This window comes from Thermomonospora curvata DSM 43183, from assembly GCF_000024385.1.
Taxonomy (GTDB): domain Bacteria; phylum Actinomycetota; class Actinomycetes; order Streptosporangiales; family Streptosporangiaceae; genus Thermomonospora; species Thermomonospora curvata.
This window is the reverse complement of the sequence record NC_013510.1, coordinates 1,618,153-1,642,451: the sequence shown is the minus strand read 5'-3', so window position 1 is coordinate 1,642,451 and position 24,299 is coordinate 1,618,153. Positions and strand designations below refer to the sequence as shown.

Here is a 24,299-nt window from a genome sequence, read left to right as displayed (position 1 = left end):
CGGTTCCTTGGCCGAAGCCCTCCAGCGACCGACGGAAAACTCCCTCACTCGGTACCTGCTGATCGTCGACGACCTGGGCACGGTCCAGTACACCATCGAGGGCCTGCTCAGCAGGCATGCCGATGTGAAGTCGGGGCGCCTGGCCATCACGGCCGACCAGGTGACCGACCCCGACGACATCCCCGCCGCCGTCGAACGGGCCCGCGAAACGGGAACCACATACGATCTCGCGCTCGTCGACCTCGATTTCGGAGCGCGCCGGGTCGGCGGCTCGCAAAGCCACGGGCTGACCGCGCTGCGGCTGCTGTCCCAGCACACCCCGGATACCAAAATCGCTCTGTACACAGCGGACGTCGAAGGAAATCGTGAGCTGATGCTCCGGGCGGCCTTCGAACTCTTCCCGCTCCAGCAGCCGCAGACGTGGATCAGCAAGGCCTCACCGGCAGACGGCCAGGCCGAGATGATCTGCGCTCTCCTCGAGGGACGTGACGTGCCCATGGGGCACCTGCGCCCGTACCTGACCCGGCCGGAGCACCTGCGGCTGCGGTCGGTCTGCGGGACGCGGACGCAGTTGCGGATCTGGCAGGCCCTGGCCCTGGGGTTGGACAGCCGCACCCAGATCGCCCGGCAGGCCGGCGTGAGCCCCAGCACGTTGGACAAGTTCGTGGCCAATGTGCGGGAGTTCATCCTCGATTGCATGCCGCCGCTGGTGCCTCCGGAGGGCGCGCAGGCACCCGGTTCGAACGGCCGGTCGGCGAACCTGGCGCTGGCCGTGCGGTTCGCCTACGCCAACCGCGCGTTCTTCAGCGACCCGGAGCTGGAGAGGCTGGTCTCCCGCTGACTCCGCACCGGCCGTCTGGCGGCGCAGACCAGGCCCGCCGTTCGTACCGGTGCTCTCGGCCATGGCGCGCAAGGGCGGTACCGCAGGGCAGGCGCGTATCCCCTTGGAACCCGGCGAACGGCTCCGCGGCGCCTGCTTCCCAGGAGCCAATCCTGCGCCGCCGGAAGCGACCATGCCGCCGTCCGCACCGGCCTCGTCCTCAGAACACCGACTGCGGCGGCCCATGGACGCGCTAAGAGAGGGCCGCCCCGCCCGGCGCTACGGACAGGCCCCAGCACCGTATGGAACCGCCGCGGCGCTCATCGCCATCGGTGCGTTCACACCGAGCATGGCCTCCGCCGAGACCACGACCGCCGCACAGCCCTCCCCCACCGCGACGGTCGATGTGTCCGGCGAGCTCCCCTTCGGCTGGGACGGGTATGGCCCCTACTTCCTGTGGGGCAACCTCAGCTGCCGGGTCCATCTCTTCAAAGCCCAAGGAGTGGATCAACATGTGGAGAACCGGCACCTGCTGGTTCTGAGCCGAAACCCCAGGACGCCACCGCGCGCCGTGCGCACCGCAAACCGGACGCACGGCGCGCGGTCGCCCCCAAGTCGACCTCGGGTGAGGCCGCCGCAGGCCTCAAGGCATGACCATGACCGCAGGGTGAAGCGCGTCGAAGTTCTCACCCGCCTGCCCTGTCGCAGGAGCCGACGGTGCGCCGTCTGCGGCCTTTGCAGAGAGCGGTGGTCCCAGCCCGATCGGGCGGGAATCGGCCGACGTGGGCTCGCCGAGCCCTGGCTGGGCGGCTTTCCCGTCGCCCTGGACGCGATGGAGGCCAGTGGCTCGCCCCGTGGCCGGTCGTCTGTGCCCGATGCCTTTGGACCGCACCCGGCCATGGCGGCCGTCGCGGCGACCGTCCGGTCATCGTCTCGGTGGCGGTGCCGAACGCCTGCGATGCGAGCCCTGTGAGCAGCGCCGGCCTTGCCGGCGGGCCTTCCTCAGGGTGTGGTCCCGGAGGACTAGGGACCCCGACGCCAGCCGAGGTCATGGCGTTGCAGGTCACGGCATCGTCTCCAACTGCGCCGTCCCCCCACATGCGACCTGCGGGAACGGCTCGTCGAAAGGCTCAATGCGCAGTCTCGGGCCGCAGCGGGAGCCCCGGCAGTGTCCGGAGCCGCGTGCTCCCAGGCATACATGCGGAAATCTGGTGCGTGACAAGGACGTCAGACCGTTGACAGCACGTCGGCCGCCTGCTTCCGTCGCCCACCGGGCGGCTGGAGAGCCGTCCAGGTCACCGCTTCGCCCCTGATTGCAAGGCTCTCGTCCTGCCTGCGAACAGACCAGGCCGGCAAGGTTCACTGCATCGGCTCCGGTCGGCGGCGCTCTGGAGGCGAACGTCGCTCCGCCGCGATGGACGTCGGCCCGCCGCCCCGGTTCAGGACTGCGAGCCGCCTCACCTCCGTCGCCCTATGTGATTTCCCCCACAAACGGCTGGAGGGTGCTCTGCCGATCCCGCCAGATTCGCAAGCCGAGCCGGAAAGAGCTCCTCACGCTCAAGCCGATGGCCTACTCGCCCCCTCGTCGAGCAACGCAAAAGTAATCAAAAGTTAAATTTCTCTTTACCGGCATATCCGAACAAAACGCAGCCCCATAGCAGCTTCCCGCCCCGAACGCAATTCGGACGCCCGTATTTCCCGACCCAAAACGTCCGTAGAGCGGAACATGTGGCAGCACAGCCCCGGACGACCCTCCTCACGCCCGCTACGGCCGGCGGCACGGCCATCACCCACCCCGGCCCTCCTCACCTTCTCCACAAAGCCGCCTTGATCAGGGCTTTTACCGCTCGCCGGCGGCACCGGCCGCGCACCCGCAGGCCCCGCGGAGAGACTCCGCCGGCCACGGCGAAGCCCGCCCTCTAGCGCAAATCACCGCACTTTCGCAGGGATTGGCCGCAAGTGGCCATCGGCGGTGTTCTTGGGGCCGCAATGCACGGCAGCGACAAAGATTCGGAATAGGCAAGGATCGCCACACCGGGGACCTTTTGACCGCTCTTGTCCGCTTTCTGCGAGACCGGTGCAAGATATGCGGCGAGTCAAGGGCTCGAAGGTCACCGAAAATACGGCACGACGATTGCGGAAGGCTTTGATGTCACGCACGACGAGATCATCCGTTCCTCGTCGGTCCGGCATCCGGATCGACGCTTCCGCAACCGCCTCCCGTCACATCACGCAAGCACCGTCCCGCCGGGGCGGCCGGTGACGCCGCCCGCAGGTGCCCGCGGCGGCCGTTCCGCGCCGCCGCACGGCTCCGGGCGCACGGCGATCCGGCCGTCGCCCCACCGGGAACGCGGCACCGTGCGCACCCCAGTGGCCGACGCGGCGAGCCCGCAGACGGGACGCCGCCGTAATGGACCGTGCCAGAGCCATCCGTGAAGGCGACGATGACTTCTTCTTCTCCGGCTTCCTCCACGGCCGCCGCCCAGCCCGCGGCCGACACACCCGCCCCTCGGCCGATAGGCGCGGCGGCCGGCGGCGCGGTGGCCCTGCTGGTGCTGGCGGCGGCCCTGTACCGGGAGCCGGACCGGGTGATGACGGCGGCGGCGGTCGCGGTGACCGCCGCCGCCGCCCTGGCGTGGATCCGCTGGCTGACCCGGCGCCACCGGCGGGCCGTCGCCGCCCTGCAGGCCGCCAAGGACGCCGCGATCAGCGAGCAGGACGCCCGGTGGCGCTCCTTCCACGTGGAGCGCATGGAGGCGGTGGCCGCGGCGCTGCGGGAGCTGGCCGGGCCGCGCATGGAGGCCGTCGCGCAGGGACGTCCGGCGCCGCCGCCGCGCACCGAGCTCGAGCCGCAGATGGCCGAGCACATGGAACAGGTGCTGCAGGCGGCCGCCAAGATCGCCGAGCGGTGCCGCGTGGAACGGGACCGGGTGGACTCGGTGATCGGCGCGGTGGTGGCCACCGGGCAGGACTTCATGGCCGCGGCGCTGCGGGTGCAGCAGGAGGCCGCCGCCATGCTGCAGCGGCACTCGGCCGACCCGGACGTGCTGGAGGTCGGCAACCGCGTCGACCACGCCGCCGCGCAGCTGCAGCGCCGCGCCCAGAGCCTGGTGGTGCTGGCCGGGCAGCACCCCGGGCAGCAGTGGCCGGACCTGCCGCTGGTGGAGGTGGTGCGGGCCGCCCAGGGCCGCATCGTGGCGTTCGACCGGGTGCAGGTCGCCGGCGACGGCACGCTCGGGGTGGCCGCGGTGGCCGCCGAGCCGCTGATCCACCTGGTGGCCGAGCTGCTGGCCAACGCCACCCAAAGCTCCACCCCGGTCGACCCGGTGGAGGTGCGGGTGCGGCCGCTGCGCGACGGCGCGGTGATCGAGATCGACGACTGCGGGCTGGGGATGGACCCGCAGACGCTGGCCCGGCAGCGCGAGATCGCCTCCGGGCGCACCCCGGTCGGCCTGGCCGACCTGGGGCCGACGCCGCAGCTGGGCCTGGCCGTGGTGGGCGAGTACGCCCGCCGCTACGGCTTCGGGGTGGAGCTGCGCGAGTCGATGTACCGCGGGATCCAGGCGGTGGTGTGGGTGCCCGCCGAGCTGACCGTGATCGTCGATCCCATCGCCGATCCCGCCCTGGAACCCCCCGTCCCGGTGGCGGAGGCCGCCGCCCCGCCCCAGGCGGCACAGCAGTCCGCCGTTCCCCCTCCGGCCAAGCCCGAGGAACTGCCGCAGCGGCGCTCGCGGCGCGGCCAGGCCCCCGCCCGGCCCGCCGCCGCGCCCGACCCAGCCGACGGCGTGTCCCGGGAGACCCCCGAGGAGGCCGCCGCATGGGCCAAGGCCTACTTCGGAGCCGCCGACGGCAGTGACCGGCCGGACCCCGCCGACACATCCGACACCGAGGAGCGACGATGAGCGAACACAGCAGCCGGCGGCCGGGAGTCCTCGTCAGCGACGACCCCGCGGACAACGGCTGGATGCTGGAGGAGCTGGCGCTGCCGGGCATCCGGCACGCCGTGGTGTGCTCGCGCGACGGGCTGCCGCTGGCGCACCCGGCCTCCACACCCCGGGAGGACGCCGAGCGCCTGTCGGCGGCCTGCGCGGGGCTGGCGACGCTGGGCCAGGGGCTGGCCGACTCCATCGACGCCTCCTCCCCCGCCGACGCCCCGCCGATGGGCCTGCCCCAGGAGGTCATCATCAAATACGACGGCGGGATCCTGTTCGTGCGGGGCGCCGCCCGCAACACCGCGCTGGCGGTGCTGGCCGAACGCAGCATCGACCCGGCCCTGGTCGCCCGGCAGATGCAAAAGCAGGTCGACAAGATCGGCCGTGGGATGAACGCCGCGGCCCGCGTGCCGGGGTCATGACCGACCGTCACGGCCCGCTCGGGACGGGCGACCCGGCCGAGGAGGCCCGCCGCCGCCCGGTGCGCCCCTATGTGATCACCCGGGGGCGGTCGCAGCCCACCCGCAACACCTTCCGTCCCGAGACGTTGCTGATCGCCACCGACCCCGACCGGCGGCTGCCGCCGTCGGCCACCTTGGAGCAGCGCCGCTTCCTGGAGGTCTGCCGCGGGCTGCTGTCGCTCAGCGAGGCCGCCGAGGCGCTGGGCCTGCCGATCAGCGTGGCCGCGGTGGTGGCCAGCGACCTGGTCGACGCCGGGCATCTGACGATCCGTTCCAACCCGCCGTCCGCAGCATCGGACCCCACACTTCTGCGAGCGCTTCTCGATGGTCTCCGCCGCCTCTGACGCCCCCTCCCCCCGCCGGCCGGTCTACGTCGACGCCGCGGTCACCCAGTCGGCGAAGCTGCTGATCGCCGGCGCGTTCGGGGTGGGCAAGACGACGTTCATCTCCTCGGTGAGCGAGATCCGGCCGCTGTGCACCGAGGCCCCGATGACCACCCTCAGCATCGGCACCGACCGCCTGGACGGCCTGGAGGACAAGCGCACCACCACGGTGGCCATGGACTTCGGCCGCATCACACTGCTGCCGCAGGACTCCGCCCCGATCGTGCTGTACCTGTTCGGCACGCCGGGCCAGCAGCGTTTCTGGAACGTCTGGGAGGGACACGGCCTGGCCTCCGGGGCCGCGGGGGCGCTGGTGCTGGTGGACACCCGCCGCCTGGAGGACAGCTTCGAAGTGCTGGACCAGCTGGAGACCCGGGTGCCCGACCTGCCGATCGCCGTGGCGGTCAACGTCTTCCCCGACTCGCCGCACCACCCGCTGGAGATCGTGCACCGCAAGCTGGACCTGCTGCCGCAGACCCCCATCACCTCGTGCGTGGCCACCCGCCGCGAGTCGGCCCGCGACGCGCTGATCACGCTGGTGGAGCACGCGCTGGCCCGCAGCCTGGAAGGCAGGGCCTCATGACCGAGCGCCTGGCGGACATGACGGGGCTGACCCCGCTGACCGAGATCGCCGCCAGCCCCGACCTGCACGGCACTTATGCGCGGCTGCGGGAGCAGTGGGGCTATGTCGTCCCGGTGCTGCTGGAGCAGGGCCGCCGCCACCCGATCAACGGCTGGCTGCTGCTGGGGTACCGGGAGATCCTGGACGTCGTCCAGGACGAGCGGCGCTTTGCCCGCAACCCCGAGCTGCACTGGCGCGACTACGTCGAAGGCCGGGTCGACCCGGACTCCGGGCTGGCGCCGATGATGTTCCCCCGTCCCAACGCCTACTTCGCCGACGGGGAGACCCACCAGCGGCTGCGCGCCCCCCTCGACCAGGGCCTGCTGGAGCTGGACCAGCACGCGATGGCCCGGCGGATCCGCGCCATCTGCACCGAGCTGACCGGCGACTTCGTCGGACGCGGGCATGCGGACCTGGTCGCCGAGTACGCCGCGCACATCCCGATGGTCACCGTGGCCAACACCATGTTCGGCATCGACATGGAGCACAGCCGCCGGCTCCATGAGGGGCTGCTGGCCTTGTTCGGGTCCGGTGCCGACTCCCAGGACGGCTACCTGGACGTGCAGCGGATCCTCACCGACGTCATCGCCGCCCGCAAAAAAGCGCCCGCCGCCGACATGACCACCGCGTTCCTGCGGCACCCGAACCTGCGCGACGACACCGAGGTCATGCAGGAGATGCTGCTGATGATCTCGGCCGGCTATGAGACCACCACCATCTGGATCGCCCGGGCCCTGCTGCTGATGCTCAGCGATCCGCGTTTTTCCGGCCGGATCCGCGGCGGCACCCTCGGGGTGAACGAGGCGCTGGACGAGGTGCTGTGGCGGGACCCGCCGATGACCCACATGCCCGCCCGGTTCCCGGTCATGGACTGCCGGATCGGCGGGCGGCAGATCACCCGGGGGGACGCGCTGATCCTCGGCCTGGCCGCGGCCGGCTCCGACCCGCGCATCCACCCGGCCGATCGGGCCAACTGGTGGCAGGAGATCGACAACCGGGCGCACCTGGGGTGGAGCGCCGGGCCGCACACCTGCCCGGCCAAGGGCGCGGCGCGCACGATCGCCCGGATCGCCGTGGAGACCGCGCTGCATGAGCTGCCCGGCGTGACCCTGGCCGATCCGGACGCGCCGATCCCGCTGGTGCCCTCGCCGTGGACCCGCCTGCCCGCCTGCCTGCACGTGCGCTTCCCGACAGCCTCGTCCGCTCCTAAAACCGTTGGAGGAATTCGATGAGCGTTCAGTTCCGCCTGGACCCCTTCGGCAGTGACCACCATGGTGAGGCCGCGCGGCTCCGCGAGGCCGGTGCCGCCGTCCCCGTGGGGCTGCCCGGTCTGCCCGACGAGGTGACCGCCTGGGTGATCACCCGCTATGAGGCGCTGCACGGCGTGTTCCGCGACCCGGCGGTCAGCAAGAACTGGCGGAACTGGGCCGCCCACCAAAAGGGCCGGATTCCCGCGGACTGGCCGCTGCTGGGCATGTTCGCCGTGGACAACATGTTCACCGCCGACGGCGCCGAGCACCGGCGGCTGCGCGGGCTGATCAGCGGGGTGTTCACCCGTGGCCGGGTGGAGGCGTTGCGGCCGCGCATTCAGGAGATCATCGAGGAGGTGCTCGCGGCGCTGCCCGAGCGCGCCGACGCCGACGGGGTGGTGGATCTGCGGCAGCATTTCGCCTACCCGATCCCCATGCAGGTGGTCTGCGAGTTGCTGGGGGTGCCCGCGGATTGGCGGCCCGAGCTGCGGGAGCTGGTCGACAGCCTGTTCCGCACCGACACCACGCCCGAGGAGGCCGTCCGCACCCAGCAGCGGCGGCACCAGATGCTGGCCGAGCTGCTGGAGCTGCGCACCAAGGAGCCGGCCGAGGACCTGACCACGGCGCTGCTGGAGGCCCGCCGCAACACCCCCGACGCCCTCAGCCACGAGGAGCTCACCGACACGCTGTGGCTGCTGTGCACCGCCGGGCACGAGACCACGCTGGGCCTGCTCGCCAACGCCGTCCACGCCCTGCTCACCCACCCCGACCAAAAGGAGATCGCGGTGCGGGGCGACGCGGACACCTGGTCGGCGGTGGTCAACGAGACCCTGCGGTGGGACCCGCCCATCACCAACCTGTCCTGCGGCTACCCGACCCGCCCGCTGACCATCGGCGACGTCACCATCCCCACCGGGGACGCGCTGCTGGCCTCCTACACCGCCGCCGGACGCGACCCGGCCGAGTACGGCCCCACCGCCGACCGCTTCGACATCACCGCCGACCGCAGCCCGCACCTGTCCTTCGGCGGCGGCCCCCACTACTGCCTGGGTGCCCCGCTGGCCACGGTCGAGGCGCCCATGGCCCTGCAGGCCCTGTTCACCCGCTACCCCGAACTGCACCTGGCCGAGGACCGGAAGGTGGAGCCGGTGCCGTCGCTGTTCACCAACAGCGCCCGGGTGCTGCCGGTGCGCCTGGAACGCTGATGCGGCCTTCTTCCGGTCGTCCTGCGCGTGCCCGGCGCGCGCAGGACGACCGGCCGCACCTCCGCTGCGGCGGGAGGCGTCGCGGGTTCCGCGGCTGGGTTCCACCGGTGCGGGTCCTGTCCGGCAAGTGCGCAGGACGGACGAGGATCAGGTGCGTCCCGTTCACACTGGGAGGGGATCACCGTCCATCCAGCGGGCCAGTAGGTCGCGGTCGACCAGGAGCAGCCCGCCGGCGGCGGCCTCCTCGGCGGCCTGGGCCGTGAAGGTGTTGTTGGTGACGAGCACGCCGAGGCGGCCGGGGTAGGTGACGTTGAGTGCGCCGACCAGGTTGCGCACCCGGTCGGCGGTGACCTTGCCTTTTTGCCGTTTGCACTGGACGGCGATCCGGCGTCCGCCCGGGCTGGTGGCCAGGACGTCCACGCCGCGGTCCCCGGCCCGGCCGACGACCTGGACGCCGCGGAAACCGTCCCGGCGCAGCAGTTCGGCGGTCAATTCTTCGAACTCATCGCCGGTCATCACATCGACCCGATCCAGATGTGCGATCTCCCGGAGACGCCATTGCCGTTCTCGTTCGATCTGGCGCCGGCGGATCACGACCCCGCCTGCCGCGGCGGCTGCGAGCGCTCCCACCGCCAGGAGGGAGAGCAGCAACCGCCAGTGGTCGATCACGAGCCGGACGACTGAAAAGAGCAGGATCGGGACGACCACCCCGGCGGCCAACGAGAGAACGGCGACCACAGCCGGACGCAGCCTGCGGAACACGGCATCGTCCAGCGATGAGATGTCCATGGGATTCTCCAGGAAGCTCAGGGCACAACCCGAAGACTGACATGCACCCCCGACAATCCTGCGATCCCATCGCCCCGGTCACTCGCCATTCCCGGAAATCCTGTCCGGCCTCCTGAGGAAAGGCGCTGGATCAACAGGTGGACGCCTGCCGATTCATCCGTTCCTCACCCCGTTGGACCTGCTGAAATGGCCGCTCACGCGGGTCGCGAAAGCCGATTTTTCGAGCGGCACGACGGCCCCGTCGAGTGAGCTTTCCACCGAGCCACTAATTACTTACTTCAGTGTCGTTTGACGGCCGCTTCTCGCCCTGGTGCCAGGTGCCCAGACGACGAACGACCCCACGGCGCCGGTCCAGCGAATGCCCGTTCGAGGGGCGGTGGCTCCAAGGCCGCCCCGGCTGCTCCGCCGGTGCAAGGGCATGGCCGTCGCGGACGTGTCAAGATGCGCGTCCACCATGCCCCTCATCGGCGCGTTAGACCCACCGCTTTCCCTCGCCGAAGGACACATCCGAGGTCTCATACGATCACAGCAGCCCGGCAAGGCCCCATGCCCCATCGACAGCGGATACGGGGCGAGGCCGAAACACGGGCAAGGACGGATTGCAGTGCGGGAATTGGTCTTGGGGCTGACGCTCGGGCTGAGCGCAGGGGTGAGCCCGGGGCCGCTGCTGGCGCTGGTGATCTCCACGACAGTGCGCAGCGGCCCGGCCGGTGGAGTGCGGGTGGCGGCCTCACCGCTGGTCACCGACCTGCCGGTGATCGTGCTGGCGGTGACGGTGCTCAGCTTGGCGCCCGGGTGGGTACTGTCGGCGGCGGGCGTGGCCGGCGGGTTGTTCGTGTTGAAACTGGGGGCCTCCACTTTGCAGGAGGCCCGCAGCACCGACCTTCCCCAACCGTCCGGAAAAGACGAGCCGCCGCCCTCGGCAGCGTTGTGGCACGGGGTGATCGTCAACCTGCTCAGCCCGCACCCATGGCTGTTTTGGATGAGCATCGGCGGCCCGATCCTGACCACCGCCTGGCAGCGCGAGCCGGCAACCGGAGCGGTCTTCCTGGTCGGCTTCTACCTCATGCTGGTGGGCAGCAAGGTCGTGCTGGCGCTGCTACTGGGCTCGGTACGGCAACGGCTGAACCGCCGGTGGTACCGGCGCCTACTGGGGTTTTCAGGGGTGTTGCTCCTGGGCGCCGCCGCGGGCCTGCTGGCCGAGTTCCTCCCCTGGCCCGGCCGGTGAGCCCGGCGGAAATCACGACGGCAGGCCCGCGTAGGCGCGGCATCCGGTGCGACCGTCGGGCAGGTTCCAGGCGCGCAGGATCTGGACGAACGAGTACCAGCGCCAGCTCTCCGGGTCCCGATCGGCCAGGAACCGCACTAGGCGCTGCTGCTGCCCGGTCAGCTCCGGGAATGGAGGCAGCGGGCGGAGCGGGCCATCGGGGAAGACCAGGCGGCACGTCGCTTGAATCATCTCGTTGGTCAGCGGCAGGGAGGACCGCTCCATGGAGTCCAGCACGGCGTCCACGGCCTGCGGGGACAGCCGGCCGGACAGCCGGGCCAAGGTCAAAGCGGCATGAGAACGGGTGTCGCCGTCCAGGAAATGCACCTCCTTAGGCGCGTTGGGCGGCAGGTCCACGAGCGCGGCGGTGAGCACGGCGACCACTCGCGGGTCGTCCTGCCCCAGGCGGGCCAGGGCCACCGCGGCGCCCCAGCGCGACAGCGGATCAGGGTGGTCCAAGCCCTCCCGCAGCCGCGGGATCAAGGACGTGCCCGACAGCAGCCCCGCCGAGACGAACGCGTTGGCCAAGACGGCGGGCACGGTCTCGGAGGCCGCCATCTCCTCCAGCGCCGCCAGCGACGCGGCGGCCTCCTCCGGGAACCAGCCCAGCAAGTACGCGGTGGCGGCCCGCAGGCGGGGATCGTCCGCGGTCAGCAGGGGGCGCAGCCGGGGCAGCTCGGCCCGCACCGCGTCATAGGCGGCCAGTTCTGCCCGCATACAGCGGATCGTCTGCTCGTGGTCGTATATGGACCGCTGAAACTCCCGGACCCCGCGCTCGCCCCGGTCCTCGGCGGCCTCCACCCACCGGTCCAGCTCCCGCAGCGCCTCAGCCGGGCTGGTGGCGCAGGCCTTCTCGACCTCGGCCCGCCACGCGGCGACGTTCAAACCCTCCGGCAGCAGGGTGTCGTCGTATCCGATCGCCAGCCCGCACAGCAGCAGCACGATCTCGTCCCGCTGCGGCGTGCCCGGCTCACAGGCCAGCCGCGCCAGGAACGGGACGGCATACGCGCTGGCCTCATACCGGCTGCCCTGGTGGAAGATGTTGCCGTACAGCTCGTTGAGGGCCTGCCCCCGCTCGCCGGACGCCGGGGACCGCAACGCCCGCAACTGTCCCGGCACATCCTCCGCGGAACCGTAGGCGTGCTCCAGCTCCCCCCAAGGGACCTCATCCAGCCCGGCCAGCGCATCACGATCATCCATGGCGCGCAGTATGGCAACCGCCACCGGCATTTCTCGCGCCGAAGGGAGGAACCGGCCTCGAGCACTCGGCCTCAGCGGGAACGTCCCGGAACCGAGAGGCCACGCCCACGCTCCAGCCCGCTCCACGACCTGCGCGAAAGTTCTCCGGACGCCAACGGCCCCGACACCAGCCGAGACTTCGTACCCCCCGTCTCGGGCATTGAAAGCCGCAGAAGAGCCTGTCGCTCTCCGCGCCCCTGGCGCCGGGTGGTGGCTTCCGGCCCGATGCGAGAGCATCTTTCAAAGCGCGGTCTCAAGTGCCTGGGACGGGAACCAGGGCATGGAGCCGTGGAGGGCATGCTGATCCTTCGGAACTGCCCCATCGGCACCGGCGCAAGATGAACTCCACCGAAATTCTCGATGAAGTGACCAGGTCACCGCAATACCGCCGCTCCCCTGGGACGATGCGGGCCTTCCATCCTGACCCCGCAGGCCAAGCTTCAAGTCCTGCTCAGGCGCGGCTTGGGAAGCGGCTCATGACTGAGAGTCCGGAGCGGGGTTCTCGCGAAGGTATTCGTCGATCCAGGCGGGAGTCTTTCTTCGGTGATGCCATAAGCATCGGCCACGAACGACAGTGAGGCGCCGCCCTGAAGGGCCTCGCGCGCCGCCCGAGTCTTGTGCCTGTCGTCCCAATCACGGAGGATCCGCTCCACACGTTCCCGGAACTGTGGGAAACGATCGACGACCGCGCGCAGCTCGGCCTCCCACTCGTCCCTCGTCCGGAAGTAAGTCCCGCCATTGATGGTGAGGGCGGCCGACACCTCCTCGGCCGTTCCGTGCCGCAGCCAGTTCTTGCAGACGTCGCGCAGCTCCGCCCCGTTGTCCGGGGTTCTCCACATGAGCAGATCGCACACTTCGGCGAGGTCCTCCTCATCCAGACGCTCACGCAGACCCCGCAGAACCGTCTCAAAAGGAACTTGGTAGGCCATGGTGTACGCACTTTCGACAAGCAACAGACCCTACCGGTCGGCAAGCGGATCCGAAGGCGCTTCCACCGGTGCGGGCAGATGCCCTCCAGGACTCGGGCCGGCTGCACCAGCCTTCCGGGCAGCGGGCGCCATGATGGGACGCGCCCTCCTTTCGCTGAAGAATCCTCACCGTCATCGTTTGATCCGGTGCACTGGAGGATCAGATGGGCATCGACTACAGCAAGCTCCGTCTCCGTACCACCCTCACCGGGCACAAAGGCTGGGCCGGCCGTCAGGCGTCCGTCCCTTGGAGCAGTACTTCGGCGATGTCCGCCAGGCCCAGACCATCACCTCAAGGTGCTCGGTGATGCCGCAGGCGATCCGTTCGGCCTCGGCCAGCAGACGGACAGTCCAGCGCCTGGTCGCGTTCGAGCACCGTCTCGGCGATGGCGCGAAACGCCGAGGACCGATGGATGCCATCGCACAACATACGGGCCCGCCGTCCGGCCTTCGCCTGGTCATGTCGGGCCAGGACGAGAGCGACCCGCCACAGCCTTTGTTCCGGATCGTCATCCGGGACGCTCTGGCGACAGGCCCGGCCTCAGAGGCATCCCGCTTGGTCGGAACATCCAACACAAACCACAGCGCGTAGGCCTGTTCCTTCTGGACGGGAATGGTGCATGCGATGCGTCCGGATCCCAAGAAGCGGCCAGCCTGACGACCTACGCCGGCCCCGCGGCCTTTTCTCTTCATCCTCGATGGCGTTCGCAAGATGCGCTCCCTCGGACACATCATGCAGGTCAGCCATCGTTTCGGCGACCCGTTGCAACATCAGTCGCCGGTTCTCTTCATGGCCCCTTCGGTGAGGTCGTGCACGATACGTTCGGCCGCTGCCGGATCTGCTCCGTCACCGCCTCGGCGACGTCCCGCAGCGCCAAGCTCCGGTTGCCGGGACGGGTGATGCTCTTGGCGAGCTCGACGACGTCATCGGGGGTATACCGCACCAGCACCCTGGCGATCTCATACAGCGCATCCTTCCGTTCCCTGTCATCACGCAGAGAACGGGCAACGTGCCGGGCCTCCTCCAACAGACGCAACGCCCGCACAGGCTCTCCGGTACCGAGCTCATGAGCGACCGACCCACCATAAGGCCAGCACCTGTTGTTTGCCCACAGGCATGGCTCGGGCGAACCGTTCAGCCCCATCCAGGTCATGTCCAACTGCGCCCTCGATGCCCCTCAGCAACGCCCCTGCTCGACCCTTCTCAGGAACACTCCGAGCAATGCGCTCAGCCGCGGCGACTTCATGAAGCGCCATGCCCTTAACGACGCTCTCTAACGCACCCGCCCGCTCCTCTGCATCGCCAATAACCCACGCGACCTGCTCAGTCTCTTTCAGCAGGCCCAACTCTCTCGAGCGCAAGCGCCCCTTCCTGCTTTCTGAACACGTCATCATCCAGGACCTACCCGAAAGCAGCTCATGACGGTGCGTCCGATGCGGGATTCTCCCGAAGATATTCGTCGATCCAGGCACGAAGCCTTTCCTCGGTAATGCGGTATCTGTAGGCCACGCGCGATGGCGGGGAACCGTCCTGGAGGACCTCGCGTACCGCACGTGGCTTCTGCTTCTCGTCCCAGTCACGGAGGATTCGCTCAACACGTTCCCGGAACTGCGGAAAACGCTCGGCAACTGCTCGCATTTCTCGCTCCCGCTCGTCCCTTGTCTGGAAGTGGATCCCTCCGTTGACGGCAAGGGCGGCCGACACCTCCTCGGCCGTCCCATTCCGCAGCCACTTTTCGCAGACGTCGAGCAGCTCCGCCCCGTTGTCCGGGGTCCGCCAGATGAGCAGGTCACACACCTCGGCGAGGTCTTCCTCATCCAGGCGCTCGCGCAGCCCTTGCAGAATCGTCTCGAAAGGAACCCGGTAGGTCATGGCGTGCATGTCTTTCGATAAATACGGGTCTTGTGATTCTCCGTCGTGGGCAGTTCGAGACCGGCCACCTCATCACCACACTCACCGAACATGAGCACACAGTCGGATCTGTGGCATTCAGCCCGGACGGCACCACCCTCGCCACCGCAAGCGACGACGGCACCGCGAAGATATGGCGGGTAGGAGACTGAGGTTCTCCCAGTGGAAAGCAGCTCTCCTTCAGGCCACCCTGCTTCTCATCAAAGGAGGAGACGACCCCGGCGAATCCTGGCCGATATCCTTACGCCTGGTAAGGAGGGTGCTGGTCCTGTCTCTACCTTCATGCCAGGAAGTGAATCCCGGTCAATGCATGGGGCGGGCCCCAAGGCCGGCGGTGAGCGCAACAGTCACCGAAGGCCTCATAGGCTAGGGAAGACGCTTCCTGGTTCGGCTCGGCGGTGTCACCCTGCCGCCCGAAGGCGCCATGATAGGAACGCGTTCCCCTTTCGCCGGGGCAACTCACTACCATCGTCTGATCCGATGCATTGGGGAATCGGATGGGTATCGACTACGGCAAGCTCCGTCTCCACGCCACCCTCACCGGGCACGGGGGCTGGATCGACTCGGTGGTCTTCAGCCCGGACGGCACCATTCTCGCCACCGCGGGCGAGGACGGCACTGTGAAGTTGTGGCAGGTTGAGACCGGCCGGCTCATCACCACACTCACCGGACACAGAGACTACGTCTTCTCGGTGGCCTTCAGCCCAGACGGCACCACCCTCGCCACCGCCAGCCGCGACGAGACTGTGAAGCTGTGGGATGTCAAAACCGGCCAACTCATCACCACACTCACCGAGCACCAGGGGTGGGTTCGCTCGGTGGCCTTCAGCCCGGATGGTGCCGTTCTCGCCTCTGCCGGGGGTGGCGGCACTGCGAAGCTGTGGCAGGCCAAAACCGGCCGGCTCATCACCACACTCCGCGAACATGGCTGGGCGGTCTTCTGGGTGGTCTTCAGCCCGGACGGCACCACCCTCGCCACAGCGACCGCCGACGGCGTCCTGGAGCTGTGGCAGGCCAAGACCGGCCAGCTCATCACCACACTCGACGGGCACGAAGACCTCGTCACGGATGTGGCCTTCAGCCCGGACGGCTCCCTTCTCGCCACATCAAGTCACGACAAGACCGTCAAGCTGTGGCAGGTCAAAACCGGCCACCTCATCACCACACTCACCGGGGACGAAGATTTTAGCTTTGGCGCCTTGGCCTTCAGCCCAGACGGCACCACCCTCGCCACCGCAAATCACGACAAGACCGTGAAGCTGTGGGATGTCAAAACCGGCCACCTCATCACCACACTCACCGGACACAGACACATAATCGGATCCGTGGCATTCAGCCCGGACGGCACCACCCTCGCCACCACAAGCGACGATGCGACCGTGAAGCTGTGGCAGGTCGAGACCGGCCGGCTCATCACCACACTCACCGAACACAAGCACACAGTCGGATCCGTGGCCTTCAGCCCGGACGGCACCACCCTCGCCACCGCAAGCGACGACGGCACCGCGAAGATATGGCGGGTAGGAGACTGAGGTTCTCCCAGTGGAAAGCAGCTCTCCTTCAGGCCACCCTGCTTCTCATCAAAGGAGGAGACGACCCCGGCGAATCCTGGCCGATATCCTTACGCCTGGTAAGGAGGGTGCTGGTCCTGTCTCTACCTTCATGCCAGGAAGTGAATCCCGGTCAATGCATGGGGCGGGCCCCAAGGCCGGCGGTGAGCGCAACAGTCACCGAAGGCCTCATAGGCTAGGGAAGACGCTTCCTGGTTCGGCTCGGCGGTGTCACCCTGCCGCCCGAAGGCGCCATGATAGAAATGCGTTCCCCTTTCGCCGGGGCAACTCACTACCATCGTCTGATCCGATGCATTGGGGAATCGGATGGGTATCGACTACGGCAAGCTCCGTCTCCACGCCACCCTCACCGGGCACAGAGGCTGGGTCGGCCCGATAGCCTTCAGCCCAGACGGCACCATTCTCGCCACCGCGGGCGAGGACGAGACTGTGAAGTTGTGGCAGGTCGAGACCGGCCAGCTCATCACCACACTCACCGGACACAGGGGCTGTGTCTTCTCGGTGGCCTTCAGCCCAGATGGCACCACCCTCGCCACCGCAAGCCGCGACGAGACTGTGAAGCTATGGGATGTCAAAACCGGCCACCTCATCACCACACTCACCGAGCACCAGGGGTGGGTTCGCTCGGTGGCCTTCAGCCCGGATGGTGCCGTTCTCGCCTCTGCCGGGGGCGACGGCACTGCGAAGCTGTGGCAGGCCAAAACCGGCCACCTCATCACCACACTCCGCGAACATGACTGGGCGGTCTTCTGGGTGGTCTTCAGCCCGGACGGCACCATCCTCGCCACGGCGACCGCCGACGGCGTCGTAGAGCTGTGGGAAGCCAAGACCGGCCAGCTCATCACCACACTCGACGGGCACGAGGACCTCGTCGTAGAGGTGGCCTTCAGCCCGGACGGCTCCCTTCTCGCCACATCAAGTCACGACGAGACCGTCAAGCTGTGGCAGGTCGAGAGCGGCCGCCTCATCACCACACTCACCGGGGACGAAGATTTTAGCTTTGGCGCCTTGGCCTTCAGCCCAGACGGCACCACCCTCGCCACCGCAAGCGAGGATAAGACTGTGAAGCTGTGGGATGTCAAAACCGGCCACCTCATCACCACACTCACCGGACACAGACACATAATCGGATCCGTGGCATTCAGCCCGGACGGCACCGTCCTTGCCACCACAAGCTTCGACGCGACCGTGAAGCTGTGGGATGCCAAGACCGGCCACCTCATCACCACACTCACCGAACATGAGCACACAGTCGGATCTGTGGCATTCAGCCCGGACGGCACCACCCTCGCCACCGCAAGCGACGACAGCACCGCGAAGATATGGCAGGTAGGAGACTAAGATTCTCTCGCTGCTAAGGAGCACACTTCCACATCGCCCCACTTCTTACTAAGGGGCAGTGCACCCAGCAGGCCACAACTGATACCCTCACACCAGGTAAAGACGGCATCAGTCCTGTATGTCGTCCTACTGCTATCCCACCCACGTTCCTACTAGGATTTTTTCCTCTCTCAGGCCATTAACCATCTCGGTGAAATCGACTGACAGAGAAATCCTTAGCTGAAGTTAGACGATACCCGCTTCCTACTCATAAAAGCATCAGTTACCGCCTTGCGGATAATACTTGGCGCATACCCTTCCTCATAACGGTCGAAAGTCCAGTAAAGTTCGGCATTAGCATACTTCCTCACAAGTCCTGCACATTCATGGCCTGGGGTAGTACAAAAATTTCTCTCCGAGTAGATCGCCTTTACCCAACTAGGGTCTATACCATGCGCAGTAAGATATTCATCAGCAATTTTCTCGGAATGCTTCCCCCGCCGCTCATTCGCAAAAAAAGATCCCGCACAATCGTCTCACCCGGCCTCTCACCTGGCACCTCAACCCGATAGAGAGCAACATTTTGCTTCGGCAATACATTTGGGTTTTCAACACGGTAATCTATAACTTTTCGACTCAGCTCGTGTGAGCCATAACGAGGCTCCTTTCCTTGCCGGTGAGGATAGAGCCCGAAAGGATCCGCCCAGACAAACGGATTAATGACATAGATATAAGGGTTGGGCTGAGGGCTCAGCCCCAAGGGATCCGGGCTGAGATACCGGCCATCAAAGGGAGAATAGTAACGGAAATAGTTGAAGTAAAGGCCGGTCTCAGAATCATAGTACTGCCCTGGGAAACCAAGAGGACAGCTGATCTGATCCGCCCGGGAAACGTAAGGAGCCCCCCATACGGCGGCGTGGGATCGCCAGGAAATGCTCCCGTCGGGAGCGACCAGTTCGACGGGAGTTCCGACGAGATCTGCAATGATCGCATGGAAACGGCGAACCGCCCTTCCGTGCTGGGAAGCACCGGAGGTGATGTGCTCACTTTGAGTAAGAGGCTGGAAAGTCCCGGGCTCATAGTCCCAGGTGGTGACATGGTCTGCAGAGAGTTGCCCCGCCGACCATGCGTAATGGATCTGTTCGGCGATCGAGGGCCCCTCCCAGATGAAGTCGATCTGTTCCAGGAGGGTCTTCCCGTCGGGAGCGAGATGCTGTTTGGCGATACGCCGGCCGAGAGGGTCGTAAAGATAGCGCCACCAGTGCCCGTCGGGTGTCTGGACAGAGGTGAGCCGGTCCTCGGCGTTCCAGTAAAAGCGCCAGATCAGCGGCTTTGAAGACAGGCGGGCGTGGCGGCGCAGCACCACTCTGCCCTGGGCGTCGTATTCATAGTGAATGCGACCGGCACGGCGAATGCGGACCCCTGTATAGCTGCGTTCACCGGCGGCATCGGCTGAAAGAGCAGAAGGGTCGCCGTCGGTGGGCCAGAGGGCGTGGATGATGTTGCCCGCGCTGTCGTAGGTGTACCGCTCGTTCCCTCCCTGCCCCTGAACGGCGGTGATGCGTCCGACAGCGTCCAGTTCAAAAGCGCGATGTCCCGACAGTCGATCGGTGATGGCGATCGGGTAATCGTCGGGCCGGTAGGAGTAGGTGCGGTGCTGCAGCAGCCTGGGCTGAGCCGTTGGGGAGGCGGGGGCGCCCCAGAGGGCTTGGGAGGTCAGGCGGTGGACGGCGTCCCACTGTTGGTCGAGGATGACCCCGGTGCCGATCCGGCGGCGGACTTCGCGGCCTGCCGCGTCATGTTCGAAGGTGATGACCTGGCCGGCGGTGGTCAGGCTGAGCGGCAGGCCCGCCGGGTCGTAGGTCCAGACGCTCTCGGCTCCGGAGGGAGTGCGGCGGCGAACCCGGTTCCCCACCTCGTCATAAGTCCACCTCAGAACGCGGCCGTTGCAGATCTCGGCGGTGACCCGGCCCAGCAGATCGCGTTCCAGGCGCAGGTCGGCGTGGGTGTTAACGGCCCGTACCAGCCGTCCGGCACGGTCATAGGTGAAGGTAGTGATCTCGCCGCCGGCGTCCTTGCGGACGATGGCGCCCAGGACATCACGGGTGAAGGCGGTGACTTGCCCCGCACCGTTGGTATAGGTGGTGAGCTGGCCGGCTGCGTCGTAGGCGTAATGTACGACGCGGCCGTTGAAGTCGGTCTCGGAGATGAGGTTGCCGGCGACGTCGTAGGCGTAGCGCCACACCAACCCCTGGGGATTGGTGACGGAGGTCAGCCGGAGCTCGGTGTCGTACGCAAATTCCAGACGGCCCCCGTCCGGTCCGATCCAGGCGATCGGCTGATCAAAGGGGCCGATTTCCCACCGGGTGGTCTGCCCGGTGGGCCGGGTGTACTCGACCAGGTTTCCCTCATGGTCATAAGACCAGTGTTCGCTCGCCCCATCAGGGGTAGTGCGGGAAGTGAGCCTGCCGTCGGGTGTCCACGTGAAGGTGGAAACACCGCCGATGGGATCGACCAGCTCAGTGATCCGGCCGAGTGGGTTGTACCGGTAGCGGGTTACGCCACCGCGTGAGTTGGTGACGGCGATGGGCAGGCCAGCCGGATTGCACTCGATACGGGTGGTGCCACCGGCGGGATCGGTGACAGAGGTCAGCGCGCCCCGCTCATCGTAGGTGCAGCGAATGACGGCGCCAGTGGGATCGGTTTGGGTGAGGAGATTTCCTCGCTCGTCGTAGGTGGAGTTCCAGATGGCGCCGTCGAATTCGACGATCTGTGTCGGGCGGCACTGATCGTTGTAGGTGATGGTGGTGACGGCACCGTCAGGACGGGTGATGGAGGTGATGTTGCTGAATTCGTCGTAGGTGTAGCGGACGGTGCGTCCCAGCGGGTCGGTGACCGTCAGCAGCCGATCGTTGTCGTCCCATTCATAGCGGGTGACCGCCCCAAGGGGGTTGGTCTCGGCGACGAGCTGGCGCCGTTCGTTGAAGTGGTAGACGGTGCGGTGACCGAGGGAGTCGGTCAAAACCGTGCGGTCGTCGTGGTATTCGAGGGCGACGTTGAGGTAGCCGCCCGAGCCGGTGCCCCGTATGGCACGGCCCCGCTCGTCGTAGGTGTAGGCGTACCAGTTGCCGTTGGTGTCGGTCCAGCGGGTCAGGCGGCCGGCCTCGTCGTAGTCGAACCGGGTCGGCGCTCCCGTGGGACCGGCCACCTCGGTGAGGTTGGCCGCCTCGTCGTAGTCGAACGTCTTGAGGGCGGTCTCCCCCATCCGCAAAGCGGTGATGAGACCGTCGTCGGTATCGACGTCGATGACATAACCGCCGGAGTGGCGGATGCGCACCAAGGCGCCCTGGCCGTCGTAGTCGAAGTCGATGCGGTTGCCGTTGCGGTCGCTGATCGCCTTGATCGGCAGCACGGCGACCGCCTCGCCCGGGATGCCGGCGTTCGGCTGGGGGGCGAAGTGCAACGTGGTGCCGGTCTGCGGCTGGTGGACGGTGTAGGAGTCGCCGTCGATGATCAGCGGCCAGCGCTCGCCTTTCAGCGGCCAGACCGGCTGCCCGTACACCCCGATCGGATAGGTCAGGATCCGGCCCTCGGTGGTGACCAGGCAGACCCCGAGATTGTCCACCTCCAGCCGCTGATCGAGCGTGGAGGACCAGCCCGGCCCGAACCACCGGCCCGTCCGGAACGAGGAGACATGGGTGCGCTCCAGCACCAGCGGCAGCACACCCGGCAGTTCGAGATCGATCTGGTTGAGGAAGACCTCACCGCTGGCGACGTCGATCGGGTCCTTGGTCGCGTGGCGGCCGTCGAGGGGTTTGGTGGTGTCGCCACCCGCAGCGTTGCGGCGCCCGGTGAGGCGGTTGCGCAGGTTGCGGAGGCGGTTTCCGAGTCGGCTCGCCTGGCGGGCGCTCTGCCGGCCGCTCCGGCGGACACCGGCGCGGGTGGCTTTGCCGGCGATGCGGGACATGACCCGGGCGGCGGCCTTGCCGACGATGCCGGTGACCGCCCGGGCCGCCGCCCCGCCGCCCTTAGGAGCCAAGGATGGCCTCCATCGCCCGGCTGATGGCGAAGTTGATGGCCATGTCGGCCAGCTTCTTGGCCACCGGGATCCAGGCCAGGGAGGCGCCGAAGGTGGCCACCGAGGCGGCGATGGCCTGGATGATCTGGATCAGCAGGATCGTCAGCTGGATGATCACTGTGATCTTCAAGGCGATGACGATCGCTGCGCAGGCCAACAGCGCCGCGCCGATCACGCGGGCGCCGGTGACGCCGTCCTGGGCGACCTGGTGGGCGGAGTCTTCGGCGTTCCATTTGGCCTGGAACGCCTCCACGCCCTGGCCCCGGTTGGCCGACAGCGCGGTCTGCACGGCCTGGTCGGCCTGCTGGACGACGGTGGAGACCTTGCCGCCGTGCTCCATCCAGGCCTGGCCCATCTGGAACAGCTTGACCTCATCGGTGTTGGGCCACATGTAGCCGAGCTCCTCCAGCAGCCCGGCGAGCTGTGCGGGAAGTACCAGCCCCACTTGCCGTCGTCCTCTCAGAGCGCCTGGTTGCCGAGCCGATTGATGCCGGAGACGTTTTCGGCCTCGGTGTCGTCCAGGTGGCCGGCCATCTTCAGCAGTCCGGCGCCGAAGTCGGCATAGCCTTCGGCGGCTGAGGTGAAGCAGTCGGTGGCCACGTCCACGGCCGACTCATAGGAGGCTTTGATCAGGGCGCTGATCATGTCTTCGCCGAACACCCCGCCCAGCCCTTGCACTTGGGCGAGCAGCGCCTTGTAGTCGGCGTCGAGTTGTTGCCCGGCCTGGCGGAGCTGCTCGCCGGCGCTTCGCAGCGTGCCGGTGCGCGTCTGCAGTTCCCGCCCCACGGTCTCACCTCGGCTGAATCGAGTTGATCATGTCGCTGACCGAACGCATGAACTCGGCGCTCTGACGCATGGCCGACTCGCGCAGTTCATCCAGCCGCCGCTGGTCGATTTCCACGATTTCGGTTTCGCGTCGGGTTTTGGCCTGCAGGTCGTCCAGTGCGTTATTGACCGCGGTGACGATGTGTTCGGCCAATTCCTGGGACGGCGAGCGCATTGCCCGCGCCTGCACGGTCAGTGACCGGATTCGGCCGCCGGGTTCGGCCACCGCTCGCACCCGGCCTTGCGCGGCCTCTGCCGTCCCCTCCAGGTCGTCGGGGGCTTCTTGGGGAGGACGGGACACCGCCGCCAGCGTCTGCTGGACCTCCTCCACGATCCTGTGCAGGCCGTGGGGTGCAGGGGTGCCGTGTGCCGCGGCGGTCTGCCGGATCTGGGCCATGGCCTGCTCCAACGCCCCGGTCACCAGCTCCAGGGTCCGCAGGCCCTCCACTTGGACCTGGTTCAGGTACTCGAGCGCCGCGGCCGGATCCACCCCCGGGCCGGCATCCGAAGGCATCGCAGAGCGCAGGTCCGCCAACGCCTCGTTCACCGCCGTCCGGGCGCATTCGGCCAGCTCATCGGGAGGCAGCGCCATCGCCCGCGGCTGAATCCGCAGCGTCTTCACCCGGGCCTGCTCCGCCACCGCGCGCACCCTGCCCTCAGGATCAGCGCCGTGCCCCTGCCGGGGGGCTTCTCCAGCGGACGACGCATCCGCGACCACAACCCAATCCCCCTTTCCTGGCATATCCGCCTAAAAACCTTAGTGGGTGGCTCAGACAGGGTTATGACGGCGGAAATGAATTTCGGACGTCCATATCTCGGTGGAGTGCACCGTCCGCACATCCGCCCCTTATTCGTTGCGCATCGGCACTTTTCAGATCAGGTCATAGTCAGAAAAGGACGGCCCGGGACGAGTGCGTGGCCTGATCTGGGCGCTCGGTGATGCTGCGGGCCATCCGTTCGGCCGCGGCCAGGTGGTGGTGGGCGGCCTCGGCGGCGTCATAAAGCGCCATGACCTTGGCGACGTCCTCGAGTACCAAGTTCCTTTCCTTCGCGTCACCGGCCGCCCATGCCCGCTGCGCGGCCTCCCGCAGCAGACTCACTCCCTTGGCCCGCAAACCCTCCCCCTCCCCTCCGAACGCCTCGCCGCCCAGACCGCCCCCCTCCGAAAGCGGCTCAGGACGAAAAGACCGAAGCGGGGTTCTCCCGGAGGCGCTTCGCCCACCTCGTTGCCTGAGCTCGCCCCGCACGGGACGGGCGTCGTGACCGCGGTCGCCCTCAACCCCGTCGGCACCCCGCCTGCAGCACCAGCGCCACCTGCCGGCGGCAGGCTCGTCCCCCTCCGCGGATCTCACGCCGGTTCAGGCCCCAGGCCGCGAGTCCCACATCAGACGACCATCCAAGGCTTCCCCGCCCCGGTTCGCCGGCCTTCAGACTTCGATCTGCCATATCCGCACAATGCGGTTCTGGCTCGCGGTGGCCAGCAGCCGGCCGTCCGGGCTGAACACCACCGAGGTGCTCGGGAGGAAGAAGTCGTGGAAGCGTTTTCTGATCCATCTCCCCAGTCCGCCTCGGTGGGTGAGAGCGGCGACGGCCTGACGGGCCTCGATGTCCCACAGCCACACCATTCCCTCTTCGCTGGCAGTGGCGAGGATCCGGC

The 24,299-nt window shown here is 67.7% G+C and carries 23 protein-coding genes; 11 read left to right on the top strand and 12 right to left on the bottom strand.

The features are described from left to right. Positions 1 to 7: 7 nt before the first annotated feature. The 7 genes from TCUR_RS07070 (at position 8) to TCUR_RS07040 (ending at position 8,673) form a co-directional block, all read left to right on the top strand. Positions 8 to 841 (top strand): response regulator transcription factor, encoded by an 834-nt coding sequence (locus TCUR_RS07070; protein ID WP_012851801.1) that lies wholly within the window; start codon positions 8 to 10, stop codon positions 839 to 841. Positions 842 to 3,264: 2,423 nt separating this feature from the next. Then, complete coding sequence (locus tag TCUR_RS07065) at positions 3,265 to 4,722, top strand: ATP-binding protein (RefSeq protein WP_012851800.1); 1,458 nt, start codon at positions 3,265 to 3,267, stop codon at positions 4,720 to 4,722. Then, positions 4,719 to 5,174 (top strand): roadblock/LC7 domain-containing protein, encoded by a 456-nt coding sequence (locus TCUR_RS07060; RefSeq protein ID WP_012851799.1) that lies wholly within the window; start codon positions 4,719 to 4,721, stop codon positions 5,172 to 5,174. The genes TCUR_RS07065 and TCUR_RS07060 overlap by 4 nt, the downstream gene beginning before the upstream one ends. Continuing rightward, positions 5,171 to 5,557 carry a DUF742 domain-containing protein gene (locus TCUR_RS07055; RefSeq protein ID WP_012851798.1) on the top strand — a complete coding sequence of 129 codons (387 nt, stop codon included), beginning with the start codon at positions 5,171 to 5,173 and terminating at the stop codon, positions 5,555 to 5,557. Before TCUR_RS07060 ends, TCUR_RS07055 begins: the two co-directional genes overlap by 4 nt. After that, complete coding sequence (locus TCUR_RS07050; protein ID WP_012851797.1) at positions 5,538 to 6,179, top strand: GTP-binding protein; 642 nt, start codon at positions 5,538 to 5,540, stop codon at positions 6,177 to 6,179. Before TCUR_RS07055 ends, TCUR_RS07050 begins: the two co-directional genes overlap by 20 nt. Further along, entirely contained in the window at positions 6,176 to 7,450 is a 1,275-nt protein-coding gene (locus TCUR_RS07045) for a cytochrome P450 (RefSeq protein WP_012851796.1), read from the top strand. Before TCUR_RS07050 ends, TCUR_RS07045 begins: the two co-directional genes overlap by 4 nt. Next, positions 7,447 to 8,673, top strand: a complete 1,227-nt coding sequence (locus TCUR_RS07040; RefSeq protein WP_012851795.1) for a cytochrome P450 family protein — start codon at positions 7,447 to 7,449, stop codon at positions 8,671 to 8,673. Before TCUR_RS07045 ends, TCUR_RS07040 begins: the two co-directional genes overlap by 4 nt. 162 nt (positions 8,674 to 8,835) lie before the next feature. On the opposite strand, the gene TCUR_RS07035 is transcribed toward TCUR_RS07040, so the two are convergent. Further along, a complete protein-coding gene (locus TCUR_RS07035) occupies positions 8,836 to 9,462 on the bottom strand; it encodes a restriction endonuclease (protein WP_012851794.1) in 627 nt (208 codons plus the stop codon). A gap of 604 nt (positions 9,463 to 10,066) precedes the next feature. Between TCUR_RS07035 and TCUR_RS07030 the strand changes: the two genes are divergently transcribed. Then, on the top strand, positions 10,067 to 10,690 hold the full coding sequence (locus TCUR_RS07030) for a LysE family translocator (RefSeq protein WP_012851793.1): 624 nt from the start codon (positions 10,067 to 10,069) through the stop codon (positions 10,688 to 10,690). A 12-nt stretch (positions 10,691 to 10,702) separates the two neighbouring features. Here the strand turns inward: TCUR_RS07030 and TCUR_RS07025 are convergent, their stop codons facing one another. The 4 genes from TCUR_RS07025 to TCUR_RS07010 all read right to left on the bottom strand — a co-directional run bounded on the left by TCUR_RS07025 (position 10,703) and on the right by TCUR_RS07010 (position 14,818). After that, on the bottom strand, positions 10,703 to 11,929 hold the full coding sequence (locus TCUR_RS07025; RefSeq protein WP_148232949.1) for a HEAT repeat domain-containing protein: 1,227 nt from the start codon (positions 11,927 to 11,929) through the stop codon (positions 10,703 to 10,705). 479 nt (positions 11,930 to 12,408) lie between these two features. Next, on the bottom strand, positions 12,409 to 12,897 hold the full coding sequence (locus TCUR_RS07020) for a hypothetical protein (protein WP_012851791.1): 489 nt from the start codon (positions 12,895 to 12,897) through the stop codon (positions 12,409 to 12,411). 827 nt (positions 12,898 to 13,724) lie between these two features. Beyond that, positions 13,725 to 13,982 carry a hypothetical protein gene (locus TCUR_RS07015; protein WP_012851790.1) on the bottom strand — a complete coding sequence of 86 codons (258 nt, stop codon included), beginning with the start codon at positions 13,980 to 13,982 and terminating at the stop codon, positions 13,725 to 13,727. 371 nt (positions 13,983 to 14,353) lie between these two features. After that, a complete protein-coding gene (locus TCUR_RS07010; RefSeq protein WP_041439381.1) occupies positions 14,354 to 14,818 on the bottom strand; it encodes a transposase in 465 nt (154 codons plus the stop codon). A gap of 23 nt (positions 14,819 to 14,841) precedes the next feature. On the opposite strand from TCUR_RS07010, the gene TCUR_RS28305 reads away from it, so the two are divergent. From TCUR_RS28305 to TCUR_RS07000, 3 genes are all read left to right on the top strand, one after another. Then, positions 14,842 to 15,000, top strand: a complete 159-nt coding sequence (locus tag TCUR_RS28305) for a WD40 repeat domain-containing protein (protein WP_281055149.1) — start codon at positions 14,842 to 14,844, stop codon at positions 14,998 to 15,000. Positions 15,001 to 15,345: 345 nt separating this feature from the next. Then, a complete protein-coding gene (locus tag TCUR_RS07005; protein WP_012851788.1) occupies positions 15,346 to 16,380 on the top strand; it encodes a WD40 repeat domain-containing protein in 1,035 nt (344 codons plus the stop codon). A gap of 345 nt (positions 16,381 to 16,725) precedes the next feature. Next, positions 16,726 to 17,760 carry a WD40 repeat domain-containing protein gene (locus TCUR_RS07000; protein WP_012851787.1) on the top strand — a complete coding sequence of 345 codons (1,035 nt, stop codon included), beginning with the start codon at positions 16,726 to 16,728 and terminating at the stop codon, positions 17,758 to 17,760. A 215-nt stretch (positions 17,761 to 17,975) separates the two neighbouring features. Here TCUR_RS07000 and TCUR_RS28590 read toward each other — a convergent pair whose 3' ends face one another. From TCUR_RS28590 to TCUR_RS06970, 7 genes are all read right to left on the bottom strand, one after another. Continuing rightward, a complete protein-coding gene (locus TCUR_RS28590) occupies positions 17,976 to 18,188 on the bottom strand; it encodes a hypothetical protein (protein ID WP_353745281.1) in 213 nt (70 codons plus the stop codon). Continuing rightward, positions 18,185 to 21,778 (bottom strand): DUF6531 domain-containing protein, encoded by a 3,594-nt coding sequence (locus TCUR_RS06995; RefSeq protein ID WP_012851786.1) that lies wholly within the window; start codon positions 21,776 to 21,778, stop codon positions 18,185 to 18,187. The genes TCUR_RS28590 and TCUR_RS06995 overlap by 4 nt, the downstream gene beginning before the upstream one ends. Next, positions 21,768 to 22,262, bottom strand: coding sequence for a WXG100-like domain-containing protein (locus tag TCUR_RS06990; protein ID WP_012851785.1), 495 nt, complete (start codon positions 22,260 to 22,262; stop codon positions 21,768 to 21,770). Before TCUR_RS06990 ends, TCUR_RS06995 begins: the two co-directional genes overlap by 11 nt. 14 nt (positions 22,263 to 22,276) lie before the next feature. Continuing rightward, on the bottom strand, positions 22,277 to 22,603 hold the full coding sequence (locus TCUR_RS06985; protein ID WP_012851784.1) for a hypothetical protein: 327 nt from the start codon (positions 22,601 to 22,603) through the stop codon (positions 22,277 to 22,279). A gap of 4 nt (positions 22,604 to 22,607) precedes the next feature. Further along, positions 22,608 to 23,282, bottom strand: coding sequence for a YbaB/EbfC family nucleoid-associated protein (locus tag TCUR_RS06980; RefSeq protein ID WP_169313005.1), 675 nt, complete (start codon positions 23,280 to 23,282; stop codon positions 22,608 to 22,610). A 247-nt stretch (positions 23,283 to 23,529) separates the two neighbouring features. Then, complete coding sequence (locus tag TCUR_RS26950; protein WP_169313004.1) at positions 23,530 to 23,679, bottom strand: hypothetical protein; 150 nt, start codon at positions 23,677 to 23,679, stop codon at positions 23,530 to 23,532. A gap of 390 nt (positions 23,680 to 24,069) precedes the next feature. After that, positions 24,070 to 24,267, bottom strand: coding sequence for a hypothetical protein (locus tag TCUR_RS06970; protein ID WP_041439377.1), 198 nt, complete (start codon positions 24,265 to 24,267; stop codon positions 24,070 to 24,072). Positions 24,268 to 24,299 lie beyond the last annotated feature (32 nt).

Bases quoted from the DNA above. Each gene is read 5' to 3' on its own strand.
- TCUR_RS07065 (WP_012851800.1), top strand. From the start codon at position 3,265: ATGACTTCTTCTTCTCCGGCTTCCTCCACGGCCGCCGCCCAGCCCGCG.
- TCUR_RS07060 (WP_012851799.1), top strand. From the start codon at position 4,719: ATGAGCGAACACAGCAGCCGGCGGCCGGGAGTCCTCGTCAGCGACGAC.
- TCUR_RS07055 (WP_012851798.1), top strand. From the start codon at position 5,171: ATGACCGACCGTCACGGCCCGCTCGGGACGGGCGACCCGGCCGAGGAG.
- TCUR_RS07050 (WP_012851797.1), top strand. From the start codon at position 5,538: ATGGTCTCCGCCGCCTCTGACGCCCCCTCCCCCCGCCGGCCGGTCTAC.
- TCUR_RS07045 (WP_012851796.1), top strand. From the start codon at position 6,176: ATGACCGAGCGCCTGGCGGACATGACGGGGCTGACCCCGCTGACCGAG.
- TCUR_RS07040 (WP_012851795.1), top strand. From the start codon at position 7,447: ATGAGCGTTCAGTTCCGCCTGGACCCCTTCGGCAGTGACCACCATGGT.
- TCUR_RS07035 (WP_012851794.1), bottom strand. From the start codon at position 9,462: ATGGACATCTCATCGCTGGACGATGCCGTGTTCCGCAGGCTGCGTCCG.
- TCUR_RS07025 (WP_148232949.1), bottom strand. From the start codon at position 11,929: ATGGATGATCGTGATGCGCTGGCCGGGCTGGATGAGGTCCCTTGGGGG.
- TCUR_RS07020 (WP_012851791.1), bottom strand. From the start codon at position 12,897: ATGGCCTACCAAGTTCCTTTTGAGACGGTTCTGCGGGGTCTGCGTGAG.
- TCUR_RS07010 (WP_041439381.1), bottom strand. From the start codon at position 14,818: ATGCACGCCATGACCTACCGGGTTCCTTTCGAGACGATTCTGCAAGGG.
- TCUR_RS07005 (WP_012851788.1), top strand. From the start codon at position 15,346: ATGGGTATCGACTACGGCAAGCTCCGTCTCCACGCCACCCTCACCGGG.
- TCUR_RS07000 (WP_012851787.1), top strand. From the start codon at position 16,726: ATGGGTATCGACTACGGCAAGCTCCGTCTCCACGCCACCCTCACCGGG.
- TCUR_RS06970 (WP_041439377.1), bottom strand. From the start codon at position 24,267: ATGGTGTGGCTGTGGGACATCGAGGCCCGTCAGGCCGTCGCCGCTCTC.